A 13,159-nucleotide genomic window follows, 5' to 3' on the forward strand; every position below is an offset into this window, starting at 1 on the left:
AAACATCCACGGAAGTTCGTACCATGGTAGCGCTGCGCATGTCGGAATGCGGTCGCCCCGGCCTCCTCTGACGCTTTTCCAACCCCCGCCACCTCAAAATGCCCGTTTTGCTCCCGGAGCCTGCCGTGCCCGTAGCCCTGCCCCGCCGTTGGCGCCTGCCCCTGTTGTGGCTGTTGATCGTTGCTGCGCTGGCAGCGGGGATCGGCCTTCGGCAGCCGCAGCCACCGGACGAGCCGCGCTTCGTGCTGGCGGCCCGCACCATGGTCGAAAGCGGGCAATGGCTGCTGCCGCACCGGGGCGTGGAGCTGTATGCGGAGAAGCCGCCGGTCTTCATGTGGCTGCAGGCGGCGGCCTACGAGATCGTCGGCAGCTGGCAGTGGTCGTTCCTGCTGCCGTCGCTGCTGGGCGCCCTGCTCAGCCTGTGGTTGGTGTCGGATCTGGCACGCCGACTGTGGTCACCGCGGCATTCCCTGTACGCCCTGGCGGCGCTGTTCTGCACCCTGCAGTTTGGCCTGATGGCCAAGCGCGCGCAGATCGACATGGTGCTGGTCGGCATGACCACGGTGGCCCTGTGGGGCTTGATGCGCCACCTGTGCGAACGCCGCAACCTGGCTGCCTTGTGGCTGGCGGGGTTCGCCGCTGGCCTCGGCACGGTGACCAAAGGCGTGGGTTTCCTGCCGCTGCTGATGGTCCTGCCGTGGTTCGGCTGGTGGCTGTACCAGCGTCGCCGCGGTCGCAGCGTGGACGGCCCCCACCCGGCAACGCTGCTGTGGCTGATCCCGGCCTTCCTGCTGGGCGTGTCGGTGTGGCTTGCCCCGCTGGGCTGGGCGCTGCTGCACACGCCCAGCGCCGAACTGCAGGCCTACGCGCATGAACTGTTGTTCAAGCAGACCGGTACCCGCTATGCCAACGCCTGGCACCATCGCCAACCGGCCTGGTACTACCTGCAGGTGATCCTGACCCTATGGCTGCCGGGCAGCCTGCTGCTGCCGCTGCTGTTCAAGCCGTGGTGGCGCCGCATCCGCCGGGGCGACCGCCGGCAGTGGCTGCTGCTGGGCTGGGCGCTGCTGGTGCTGGTGTTCTTCAGCGCCAGCCCGGGCAAGCGCGAGGTCTATGTGCTGCCGATGCTGCCTGCGATGGCACTGGCGGGTGCGCCGTTGTTGCCCGGCTTGCTGCGCCGGCTGTGCGTGCGCCGCTATCTGTTCGGCTACAGCGTGGTGCTGATGCTGGCCACCGGCGTGCTCGGCGTGATGCTGATGACCGAGCACCCGTGGGCCTTGGCGCAACTGGAGCGCCGGGCCATGCCCGATGCGCTGCTGCCGGTGCTGGGTGATGGCCTGCTGACCTTCGCCATCGCGCTGGCCACGCTGGTCGTCTGGTTGCGGGTGCGCCGCGCCACGACACTGGTGCTGTTGACCCACGGCATGCTGTGGATGCTCTACGGCCTGGTGCTGATTCCGGCACTGGATCCCTACGCATCGGCATCGGCGCTGATGCGCCGCGTCGGCGCACGGATCGGTCCGGACGCCGAACTGGCGCTGGTCGCCTGGCGCGAGCAGAACCTGCTGCAGGCTGACCGCCCGGTACGCGAGTTCGGCTTCAAGCGGCCCTGGGCCGAGCAGTGGCACGACGCCGGCCCGTGGGTGGCCGAGGCGCCGGACAAGCGCTGGCTGCTGGTGCTGGACGAGGCGATGAGCCCCTGCGTGGATCCGGCCAAGGTGATCGATATCGGTGTTGCCAACAGGAATCGTTGGCAACTGCTTCCCGGTACGGCCTGGGATCCGCAATGCCACGCCGAACGGGCCGGCTCGACCGCCGAAGAAGACTGAACGTTGACTCGTGCCGGGCAAGCATTAACCCGGCGCGAACGAGCGTCCGACCCTTCTCCGACATGCAGGTGACGAGCATGACTGCGGATTCCCGAACCCGCCTTCCTTCAGCATGCCCGTTCGTCCCCTTGATTCGATCGCGCCGCTTGCGACATCGCCACTGGCGTCAAGATTCGCCGTAACTCACTTTTGGCTGCCTGTCGCAATCGGTCTGCCCGTGTTTGCGCTGCTGATGGGGTTCGGCGGCGACCAGTGGGTGGCCGACCACCTGTTCCGTCTTGAGGGCGGCCATTGGGCATTGCAGGACGCCTGGATCACCCGCAGCGTCGTGCACAAGGCCGGTAAATGGTTGAGCACTGCGGCGGCGCTGGTCGTGCTCCTGCTGTGCTTCCATCACTGGCGTAAAGGACGCGATCACACCCTGCGGTGGGCGCTGCTTTATGTCGTACTTGCCCTGGCGCTGGGCACCGGCGTGATCTCCCTGCTGAAGTCGCTGGTGCCGATGGAATGCCCGTGGGATCTGCTCCGCTACGGTGGCCACCAGCCTTTCATCGGGCTTTTCACGGCGCGCCCCGCAGGCATGGCCGCGCAGGCCTGCTTCCCGGCGGGCCACGCCAGCGCGGGTTATGCATGGTTGTCCCTTTACTTTTTTGCCCTGCTGTGGCGCCCTTCATGGCGCTGGGCCGGGTTGTGGATCGGTCTTGGCACCGGTCTGGTGTTCGGCATCAGCCAGCAGCTGCGCGGCGCGCACTTCCTCTCGCATGACGTCGCCACCGCATTGATCTGCTGGCTGCTTTCGCTCGGCCTGTATCTGATCGTCAAACGCGTCCTGACACGCCGTCAGCGGGACCGTCCCAACCGCCAGGAGGCAAACGCATGAGTGCATCGGTCCAATGGCCCGCCCGCCTCCCCGCCCTTGCGGGTCTGCGCCACTGGCGGCCGCAGCTGTCCACCGAAGCGCTGATCGCGCTGACCAGCCTGTTCTTCGCGGTAGCCGGGAATGGCCTGTTCTGGCACAGCGCGATGGCCAGCCATCCAGGCAGCCTGCGCTACGCGCTTTCGCTGCTGCTGTTGCTGCTGGGCGCTCACGGCGTGCTGCTGGGCATCCTGGTCTGGCGCTGGAACGCCAAGGTGGTGATCAGCCTGTTGCTGCTGGTGACCGCATTCGCCGCGCACTACATGAGCCGCTACCACATCTACCTGGATGCGGACATGCTGCGCAACGTGCTGGCGACCGACCCCAAGGAAAGCCGCGAGCTGATGACCGTGTCGCTGCTGTGGCCGGTACTGTTGCTGGCGGTGTTGCCGATGGCGGTGTTGTGGCGCGTGCAGCTGCGTCGCCGCAGCTGGGGCCGCAGCCTGCTGTGGCGACTGGGGTTCCTGGCGGTGGCCGCGGTGACCGCCGTCGGCGGCGCGTTGATCTCGTTCCAGGATGTTTCGGCACTGATGCGCAACCAGCGCGAAGTGCGTTACCTCGCCACCCCGGCCAACGTGCTGCTGGGCATGCCGCGTGCGCTGCGTGGCGACAACCCGGTGCAGCGCGCACCGAAGCTGCCGATCGGCACCGACGCCAAGGCCACGCCACGCGCCCCGGCCAGCAAGCCGCGCCTGCTGGTGATCGTCATGGGCGAGACCGTCCGTGCGCAGAACTGGGGCCTCAACGGTGGCCGCAACACCACTCCGGAACTGGCACAGGCCAGCGTGATCAATTTCCCGGACATGCACTCATGCGGCACCAGCACGGAGGTCTCGCTGCCGTGCCTGTTCTCGCCGTGGGGCCGCCACGACTACGACGAGAAGAAGATCCGTGCGCACCAGTCGCTGCTGCACGTACTGAATCGCGCCGGCATCGCGCCGCTGTGGCGTGACAACCAGTCCGGCTGCAAGGGCGTGTGCGAGGGCCTGGACTTCCAGTCATTGTCCGACGCCACTACACCGGGCCTGTGCGCCGATGGCCGCTGCATGGACGAGATCCTGCTGCAGGACCTGGCCACCCAGGTGCGGGCCAAGCCCGGCGACCGGGTGGTGGTGCTGCACCAGCTGGGCAACCACGGCCCGGCCTACTTCGAGCGCTACCCGCCCGCCTTTGCCCGCTTCAAGCCAACCTGCGACACCCGTGACATCGGCCGTTGCTCGCGCGACGAGATCACCAACAGCTATGACAACGCGGTGTTGTACACCGATCATTTCCTGAGCAAGACCATTGGTACCCTGCAGGGCATGCAGGATTACGACACGGCGATGATCTACCTGTCCGACCATGGTGAATCGCTGGGCGAGAAGGGCCTGTTCCTGCATGGCGTGCCGTATGCGATCGCACCGGCCGAGCAGACCCGCGTACCGATGACGATGTGGTTCTCGCCGGGCTTCGCCAGCAGCCGTGGGTTGGATCTGCAGTGCGTGCGCAAGCGTTCGGCGGCGTATACCGACCACGACAACCTGTTCCCGTCGGTGCTGGGCCTGATGCAGGTGAAGACGGCGCTGTACGAGCGCGACCGCGACGTGTTCGCCAACTGCGAAGGTTGAGGGTTGTTCGGCAGGGCTTGCAGCCCTGCACCTGCAGGGGCAACGGCAACGGCCGAAGCAACAGCAGAAGCGGGTTTCCTGAGGGGTGGCGGGGTGGGTCCGGTTGCGGGGTACGCTGCAAGTACGTCCATGTAAGCTCGGTCGCCGCATCCATGCGGCTCACGCCCCCGCAACCGGACCCACCCCGCCTTCGACAGTTTTCCGCGATCTGTTGGAACGATCTTGGGGTCAGATCCGTTTTCCGGAGGAAAACGGATCTGACCCCATTTTGATTGTCGATACCTGACAGATGTGTCGACCAAGGTCGACACCTACCAACAGCCGCCACGATCTGTCAGACGTGGGGCGGTGTGGGCTTGCAGGACCGTTGGCGCCATGGATGGCGCCATCGAGCCCCCATGGATGGGTTTACGGCGTGTCCTGCAAGCCCACACCGCCGCGCCATCCCACGGATACCCCGCTGTTGCGGTTGCTTCGGCGGTTGCTGTTGCTTGTGCTCTGGCCTCTGCGGGTGCCGGGCGCCGCCCGGCTGACGTCCGCCACTTGCGGTGGCAGCGACGGCCCACTAGCCTTCGGCCGTCGTTCACCACCCAAGGACCGCCCGTGAAACACCGTCATCTCCTGCTGGCCTCGGCGATCGCCGCCGCCACGCTGGCCCTGGCCGCCTGCAAGAAGGAAGCTGCCCCAGGCACCGATACCGCCAGCAGCAGCGCCCCGGCCGGTGAAACCGCCGACCAGTTCGTGGCCCGCATCAATGCCGAATTCAAGGCCGCTTACCCGGAGATGACCTCGGCGCAGTGGCTGTCCTCCACCTACATCAACGGTGATTCGGAACGCATTGCGGCCAAAGCCAACGAGCGTTCGCTCACCCAGCTCAACAGCTGGATCGAACAGGCCGCCAAGTTCGACGGCAAGCCGATGAGCGAGGACAGCAAGCGCGCGATCCACCTGCTGAAGCTGATGTCGTCGATGCCGGCGCCGCGCGACCCGGCCAAGCTGGCCGAGCTGACCCAGATCGCCACCCGCATGGAAGGCAGCTACGGTGCCGGCAAGTACTGCACCGATGCCAATGATCCGAACTCCTGCCGCCAGCTGGGCGAGCTGGAACAGGTGCTGGCGCGCAGCCGCGACTATGACAAGCAGCTCGACGCCTGGCAGGGCTGGCACAGCACCACCAAGAGCATGCGCGGCGACTACCAGAAGTTCGTCGGCCTGGTGAACGAAGGCGCCAAGGGCATGGGCTTTGCCGACGCCGGCCAGATGTGGCGCAGCGGCTACGACATGCCGCCGGAGCAGATCGGCCCGGAAACCGATCGCCTGTGGGAACAGGTCAAGCCGATGTACGAGCAGCTGCACTGCTACGCACGCGGCAAGCTGGACAAGACCTACGGCAAGGACAAGGCCGAAGTGGGCAACGGCCTGATCGCCGCGCACCTGCTCGGCAACATGTGGCAGCAGGACTGGTCGAACCTGTGGGACCAGCTGGAACCCTACCCCGGCGCCGGCAGCCTGGACATCACCGCGGCACTGGAAAAGCAGTACCAGACCAACCTGAGCGCGGCGCTGGCCAAGGCCGGCAAGGACGCCAACGTGGCCGCCCAGTACAAGGCGCAGCGTGAGGCCGAACTGCGTACCGCCAAGCAGATGACCGAGCGCGCGCAGGACTTCTACGTGTCGCTGGGCATGCCGTCGCTGCCTCAGTCCTATTGGGAAAAGACCCAGTTCATCAAGCCTGACGACCGCGACGTGGTCTGCCACGCCAGCGCCTGGGACATGAACATGGAAGGCGATGTGCGCACCAAGATGTGCATCAAGCCGAACGAAGAGAACTTCACCACCATCTACCACGAGCTGGGCCACATCTATTACGACCTGGCCTACAACCCGCTGCCGCCGCTGTTCCAGGGCGGTGCCAACGATGGCTTCCATGAGGCGATCGGCGACACCATCGTGCTGGCGATGACGCCCAAGTACCTCAGCTCGATCGGCCTGGTCGATGCACCGACCGAGAGCCGCGAAGCGGTCATCAACAACCAGATGCGCATGGCGCTGTCGGGCGTGTCGTTCCTGCCGTTCGGGCTGATGATCGACCGCTGGCGCTGGGGCGTGTTCGATGGTTCGATCACCGCCGACAACTACAACAAGGCGTGGTGGGACTTGAAGGCCAAGTACCAGGGCGTGGCCCCGGCCAGCACCCGTGGCGAAGAATTCTTCGATCCGGGCGCGAAGTACCACGTGCCGGGCAACACCCCGTACACCCGCTACTTCCTGGCCCGCATCCTGCAGTTCCAGTTCTACAAGGGCCTGTGCGATGCAGCCGGCTACAAGGGCCCGCTGCACGAGTGCACCTTCTACGGCAACAAGGAAGCCGGCCAGAAATACTGGGCGATGCTGAGCAAGGGTGCCAGCCAGCCGTGGCAGGCCACGCTGAAGGAGCTGACCGGCACCGACAAGCTCGATGCCGGCCCGATGATCGAGTACTTCACTCCGGTCAACGAGTGGCTGAAGCAGCAGAACGAAGGCCAGATGTGTGGCTGGCAGGCCAACGCCGCCCCGGCGGCGAAATGAGAAAAGGGGCGGGTCCGCAAGGATCCGCCCCTTTCTGTAGCGCCGGCCGCTGGCCGGCAGCTACGCGATGAAGACCCAGCGGCCGGCTTTTCCGGAATGCCTGTCAGCTGTCCTTCTTCGCCGCCATCGCCGCGGCCAGTTCCGCCTTGAATTCCTCGAAGGTCTGGCCCTTCTCTTTCGCTTCGGCGTGCGCGGCATCGCGCAGCGCATCGGAGTACATCAGGCGCACCGGCGTGCCGTTGCGCTCGTGCAGTTCACCGGCCTGCATGATCAGCGCCAGTACCTGTGCGGCGGAGTCACTGTGGCCGGCGATACGGCCGTCCATGCCCAGCACCCATTCGCCGTCGCGGCGCACGACACCGGCCAGCAGGGTGCGCTGCGCGTCGCGCAGTTCGGCATGCGGCTCCACCGGCGAGGCCTGGGCAGCGGCCTTGTTGGCGGCCTGCTTTTCCTGGCGACGGCGCTGGTCGCGGCGGGTCTTGGAGCTGGTGGACATGGTGCAATACCGCTGCGAGGGGGGGCGCAAGGATAGCGCACCCCACCCGCCACGCCGCTTCACAGCCCCTCAATCCAGCACTTTGCCGTGCCGCCAGTAGCCCATGAAGGTGATCGCGCGGCGGTCCAGCCCGCAGTCGCGGACCAGATGGCGACGGATCGCCATCACCGCCCCCGCCTCGCCTGCCACCCAGGCATACAGCGGCCCGGCCACGCTGGCATCGGCCTGTTCCCAGAGGATCTGCGCGTCAACGTCGATCTCTTCCAGTTCGTCGCCAGCGGCCACGCTCGAGGCGGCTGCCAGCCGCGCCTGCACCGCCTGCAACAGCGGCGCCCCGTACGCCGCGCGCCCGCGCGGCAGCCAGACCAGCTCGGCGGTAGCCGGTGCCTTCAGCGGCACCGCGTCGCCGGCCTGCGCCACTTCCAGCAAGGCCAGCGTACGCGGCGGATCCACCATGGCCGCCAGTTCCTCAAGAATGCCAGCCACCGCCGGTAACGCGGTTTCATCGGCCACCAGCAGCACCTGGCCGACGCCGGCCGGCGGCCTCCATTCCCAACCTTCGCTGCTGTCGGCGCAGTCGGCATCGGGAGCCAGCAACACCACACGGTCGCCGGGGCGTGCATGGATGGCCCAGCGTGAGGCCGGCCCGGTCTCGCCATGCAGCACGAAATCAACATCAACCTCGCCCAGCTCTGCACGCAGCTGGCGGATGGTGTAGGTGCGCATCGGCGGGCGCTGATCGTCCGGCAGCGCCCGGTAGCGCGGATACCAGTCCTCGCCGCAGGGCACCTGCGGCAGGTCCTGGCCAGGCAAGGGGAAGAACACCTTGATGCGCTGGTCCGGGCCTTCGGTCTTCATCCGCGCCACGTCGGCGCCGGTGAACACCATGCGATCCAGGGAAGGGGAAAGAACGCGGCGCTCCTTCAGCGCCACCTCGAACAGGCGATAGGTCTGCTGCGCAGCCATTTGGGGGAAACCTCATGCAACGACATCGGATCGGCTGGCTGTCGTGCATCCACGCACCGGCTGGCTGGAGTGCCCAGCCTAGTCCGGCCGTTCCCTGCCGCAAGTGTTTCGGGCATCGTGGCCCGCCCTACCCCTGCGCGCTGCTCAGTGACCCGTGCAGGCTGCCTGCGCCGCACGCTCGCGCTGGTGTTCCCAGTACCAGAACACGAAACCGGCGCCGAAGAACGCCGCCTGGCCCAGTGCCAGGTGCAGCGGGCTACCGCTCAGCAGTGGTGACACCACGCCGGCCACCACGGTGCTGATCATCAGCTGCACAAAGGCCTGCAGCGACGAGGCCAGGCCGCGCTGATGCGGGTACATGTCCAGTACCGCCAGCGCCAGGATCGGGAAGATCAGCGCCATGCCCATGCCCCCCAGGAAGATCGGCAGTACCGCCCATGGCAGTACGAACTGTGGCGACAGCACCACGTAGCCAACGTTCAACAGCACCGACAATGCGCACAGGCCGAAACCAATGGAGACCTGGCGGGTGGGCGTGGTGTGCCCGGCCATGCGCCCGGACAGGAATGAGCCGATGGTCATGCCGCCGATGGTCGGGATGAACAACCAGGCAAACCCGCCCTCGCCCAGGTGCAGGTGCTGCATCACGAACACCGGCGCCGAGGAGATGTACAGGAAGATTCCACCAAAGCCGATGCTGCCGGCCAGCGCCAGGCGCAGGAAGCGTGGATTGAAACCGATGCGCACGTAATCACGCATCAACGCGCGCGGTGACAACGGCACGCGCGCTTCGACCGGATGGGTCTCGGGCAGGTAGCGTGCAGTGGCCGCCAGCAGGACCAGCGCGAACACCACCAGGAACCAGAAGATCAGCGGCCATCCCGCGCCACTGAGCAGGATCCAGCCACCGATGATCGGCGCGATGGCCGGGGCGATGCCGAACAGCATGGACACCTGGCTCATCAGCCGCTGCGCGTCATGGCCGTGGTACAGGTCGCGGATCACCGCGCGGCCGACGATCATGCCGACACCCGCCGACAGGCCCTGCAGCGCGCGGAAGGCCAGCAGCGTGGTCAGGTCGGTGGACAGTGCGCAGCCCACCGAGGCGCCGACGAACACCACCAGTCCACCGAGGATCACCCGCTTGCGGCCCCAGGCGTCGGACAGCGGGCCGTGCGCCAGGCTCATCAGGCCGTAGAACAGCAGGTACACGCTGATGGTCTGCTGCACCGCCACCTCGTCCACCGCCAGGCGCCGGGCCAGCTGCGGGAAGGCCGGGAAGATGGTGTCGATCGAGAACGGGCCGAACATGGCCAGGCCGGCAAGCAGCAGGGCCATGCGGCGGGTGGAGGGAGCAACAGCGGCGGTCATGGGAAAGGCGTCCGGCAGGGCCATGCGTGGCACGCACGGCGGGCGCCGGTCCCTGTCTGCAGGGAGGGCGCCAGATGAATTCGGGTATCTGGCCATCATAGGTGGGGATTGCGCCTGATGCCATGCAGCGATGCACAAAACGCACGTCCGGGCCATCGGCCATTCAGGCGCAGCGGCCAGGCCCGTAGACGGCCAGCGGGCCCGCAACGGGCTATAATCGGCGGGCAACACGGTGGGAGAAGCGGAACACCGCTGCCGAAGGCGCAACGCCCGTAATCGCTCAGGCCCGATACCACCCGTAACAGAACTCTGGAGAGACCGGTTCGATCCGGCGCCGAAGGGGCACGAAGCCGCGGTTTTCCGCGCTTCCAAACTCTCAGGCAAAAGGACAGAGGGGCGCCCCGCAGACCGCCGACCGGCGGCTTGTGCCCGTGCGTGTGCCCTTTCCTGACGGATCCTTCGCCATGTCCCAGAACACCCCTTCCCTGCGTGAGCTCGAGCACCACAATGCGTTCGTCGAGCGCCACATCGGCCCCAACGATGCCGAGATCGCGCAGATGCTCGACGTCGTCGGCCACGCGTCGCTGGATGCGTTGACCGATGCCATCGTGCCGGCCAAGATCAAGTCGCCGGCGCCGCTGGCGCTGCCGGAGTCGATGACCGAAGTGCAGGCACTGGCGAAGATCCGCGCGATCGCCGACAAGAACACCGTGCTGCGCAGCTTCATCGGCCAGGGCTACTACGGTACCCACACCCCGAACGTGATCCTGCGCAACATCCTGGAAAACCCGGCCTGGTACACCGCCTACACCCCGTACCAGGCCGAGATCTCGCAGGGCCGCATGGAAGCGCTGATCAACTTCCAGACCCTGTGCGCCGACCTCACCGGCATGGAGATCGCCAACGCCTCGCTGCTGGACGAAGCCACTGCCGCCGCCGAAGCGATGACCCTGGCCAAGCGTTCGGCCAAGTCGAAGTCGGACACCTTCTTCGTGCACGACGCCGTGCACCCGCAGACCCTGGAACTGCTGCGTACCCGCGCAGAACCGATGGGCATCGTGCTGCGCGTCGGCACCCCGGCCGAAGCACTGGAAGCGGAAGCCTTCGGCCTGCTGCTGCAGTACCCGGACACCTTCGGCCAGGTCGGCGACTACAAGGCGCTGGTCGAGGCCGTGCATGCACGCGGCGGCCTGGTGGCCGTGGCCACCGACCTGCTGGCGCTGACCCTGCTGGCCGCTCCCGGCGAATGGGGCGCGGACATCGTGGTCGGCAACAGCCAGCGTTTCGGCGTGCCGTTCGGCTTCGGCGGCCCGCACGCCGCGTTCATGGCCTGCCGTGACGCCTACAAGCGCTCGATGCCGGGCCGCCTGATCGGTGTCTCCGTCGATGCCCAGGGCAACCCGGCCTATCGCCTGACCCTGCAGACCCGCGAGCAGCACATCCGCCGCGAGAAGGCGACGTCGAACATCTGTACCGCACAGGTGCTGCTGGCGGTGATGGCCTCGATGTATGCGGTCTACCATGGTCCGGAAGGCCTGACCCGCATCGCCCGGCGCACCCACCGCCTGGCCTCGATCCTGGCTGCGGCACTGCGCAACGCCGGCGTGCAGGTCGGTGGCGACTTCTTCGACACCCTGCACATCACCGGCGTGCATGCCGATGAGATCCACGCCAAGGCACGCGCCGCCGGCTACAACCTTCGCGCGATCGACAGCGACTCGGTCGGCATCAGCCTGGACGAGACCACCACCCGCGCCGACGTGGTCGCGCTGGCCGCCGTGTTCGGCGCGCAGGCTGACGTCGAGGCGCTGGACGCCAGCACCGCCGACGCGCTGCCGGCCGGCCTGCTGCGCCAGTCCGCGTTCCTGACCCATCCGGTGTTCAACACCCACCACAGCGAGCACGAACTGCTGCGCTACCTGCGTTCGCTGGCCGACAAGGACCTGGCGATGGACCGCACGATGATCCCGCTGGGTTCGTGCACCATGAAGCTCAACGCCACCGCCGAGATGATCCCGGTGACCTGGCCGGAGTTCTCGCAGATCCACCCGCTGGTGCCGGCCGACCAGGCGCTGGGCTACAAGGAACTGATCGACACGCTGGAAGCGATGCTGGTCGAATGCACCGGCTACGACGCGGTCAGCCTGCAGCCGAACTCCGGCGCGCAGGGCGAGTACGCCGGCCTGCTGGCGATCCGCGCCTACCACCGCTCGCGCGGCGAAGGCCACCGCGACATCTGCCTGATCCCGGACTCGGCGCACGGCACCAACCCGGCCTCGGCGCAGATGTGCGGCATGAAGGTCGTGGTGACCAAGACCGATGCCAACGGCAACGTCGACGTCGAGGACATCCGCCTCAACGCCGAGAAGTACAGCGACCGCCTGGCCGCGATCATGATGACCTACCCGTCCACGCACGGCGTGTTCGAGGAAGAGGTGGTCGAGATCTGCGAGATCATCCACAAGCACGGCGGCCAGGTGTACACCGACGGCGCCAACATGAACGCCCTGGTCGGCGTGGCCAAGCCGGGCAAGTGGGGTTCGGACGTTTCGCACCTGAACCTGCACAAGACCTTCTGCATCCCGCACGGCGGTGGTGGCCCGGGCGTGGGCCCGTGCGCGGTCAAGGAGCACCTGGCCCCGTTCCTGCCGGGCAAGCTGGGTGACAACGGCCCGGTCGGCATGGTCAGCGCGGCCAGCTTCGGCAGTGCTTCGATCCTGCCGATCAGCTGGATGTACATCGCGATGATGGGCCGCGAAGGCCTGCGCAAGGCCACCCAGGTCGCGCAGCTCAACGCCAACTACATCGCCAAGCGCCTGGCTCCGCACTTCAAGACCCTGTACACCGGCCGTAACGGCCTGGTGGCGCACGAGTGCATCCTGGACGTGCGCCCGCTGGAGAAGACCAGCGGCATCGGCGCCGAGGACGTCGCCAAGCGCCTGATCGACTTCGGCTTCCACGCCCCGACCCTGAGCTTCCCGGTCGCGGGCACGCTGATGGTCGAACCGACCGAGAGCGAGTCGCTGCACGAGCTGGATCGCTTCATCAACGCGATGATCCAGATCCGAGAGGAAATCAGCGCGATCGAAGACGGCCGCCTGGACCGCGAGGACAACCCGCTGAAGAACGCGCCGCACACCGCCACCGCGGTGACCGCCAGCGAGTGGACCCACGCCTACCCGCGCGAACTGGCCGCCTTCCCGCTGGCCAGCCTGAAGCAGAGCAAGTACTGGCCGCCGGTGGCACGCGTCGACAACGTGTACGGTGACAAGAACGTGATGTGCGCCTGCATCCCGGTCGATGCCTACAAGGATGATGAAGTCGAGGCTTGATTCCTCACTGCATCGATAAAGAAAAACGGCCCGCGCAAGCGGGCCGTTTTCATGAGGGCGTGTGAACCAGG

8 protein-coding genes and 1 riboswitch are annotated in these 13,159 nt (G+C 66.9%); of the genes, 5 read left to right on the forward strand and 3 right to left on the reverse strand.

Annotated elements, in window-relative coordinates:
• Window positions 1-125 precede the first annotated feature (125 nt).
• The 4 genes from ACEPA4_RS14820 (at window position 126) to ACEPA4_RS14835 (ending at window position 6,923) form a co-directional block, all read left to right on the forward strand.
• Window positions 126-1,829 (forward strand): glycosyltransferase family 39 protein, encoded by a 1,704-nt coding sequence (locus ACEPA4_RS14820; protein WP_065179476.1) that lies wholly within the window; start codon window positions 126-128, stop codon window positions 1,827-1,829.
• A 112-nt stretch (window positions 1,830-1,941) separates the two neighbouring features.
• Window positions 1,942-2,709 (forward strand): phosphatase PAP2 family protein, encoded by a 768-nt coding sequence (locus tag ACEPA4_RS14825; RefSeq protein ID WP_065179477.1) that lies wholly within the window; start codon window positions 1,942-1,944, stop codon window positions 2,707-2,709.
• Window positions 2,706-4,355, forward strand: coding sequence for a phosphoethanolamine transferase (locus ACEPA4_RS14830; protein ID WP_065179478.1), 1,650 nt, complete (start codon window positions 2,706-2,708; stop codon window positions 4,353-4,355). The genes ACEPA4_RS14825 and ACEPA4_RS14830 overlap by 4 nt, the downstream gene beginning before the upstream one ends.
• Before the next feature lie 603 nt (window positions 4,356-4,958).
• On the forward strand, window positions 4,959-6,923 hold the full coding sequence (locus tag ACEPA4_RS14835) for a M2 family metallopeptidase (RefSeq protein WP_164093579.1): 1,965 nt from the start codon (window positions 4,959-4,961) through the stop codon (window positions 6,921-6,923).
• A gap of 103 nt (window positions 6,924-7,026) precedes the next feature.
• On the opposite strand, the gene ACEPA4_RS14840 is transcribed toward ACEPA4_RS14835, so the two are convergent.
• The 3 genes from ACEPA4_RS14840 to ACEPA4_RS14850 form a co-directional block, all read right to left on the reverse strand.
• Window positions 7,027-7,419: a hypothetical protein gene (locus ACEPA4_RS14840; RefSeq protein ID WP_005418286.1), complete on the reverse strand. Its 393-nt coding sequence runs from the start codon at window positions 7,417-7,419 to the stop codon at window positions 7,027-7,029.
• A 69-nt stretch (window positions 7,420-7,488) separates the two neighbouring features.
• A complete protein-coding gene (locus ACEPA4_RS14845) occupies window positions 7,489-8,385 on the reverse strand; it encodes a siderophore-interacting protein (RefSeq protein WP_065178232.1) in 897 nt (298 codons plus the stop codon).
• Window positions 8,386-8,529: 144 nt separating this feature from the next.
• Window positions 8,530-9,756: a multidrug effflux MFS transporter gene (locus tag ACEPA4_RS14850; protein ID WP_374082873.1), complete on the reverse strand. Its 1,227-nt coding sequence runs from the start codon at window positions 9,754-9,756 to the stop codon at window positions 8,530-8,532.
• A 299-nt stretch (window positions 9,757-10,055) separates the two neighbouring features.
• Window positions 10,056-10,158, forward strand: a riboswitch (glycine riboswitch).
• A gap of 62 nt (window positions 10,159-10,220) precedes the next feature.
• On the opposite strand from ACEPA4_RS14850, the gene gcvP reads away from it, so the two are divergent.
• Window positions 10,221-13,088 (forward strand): aminomethyl-transferring glycine dehydrogenase, encoded by a 2,868-nt coding sequence (gene gcvP, locus ACEPA4_RS14855; protein WP_374082874.1) that lies wholly within the window; start codon window positions 10,221-10,223, stop codon window positions 13,086-13,088.
• Window positions 13,089-13,159 lie beyond the last annotated feature (71 nt).

Origin of the sequence: Stenotrophomonas sp. P2112, assembly GCF_041897515.1 — a bacterium.
Classification (GTDB): domain Bacteria; phylum Pseudomonadota; class Gammaproteobacteria; order Xanthomonadales; family Xanthomonadaceae; genus Stenotrophomonas; species Stenotrophomonas sepilia.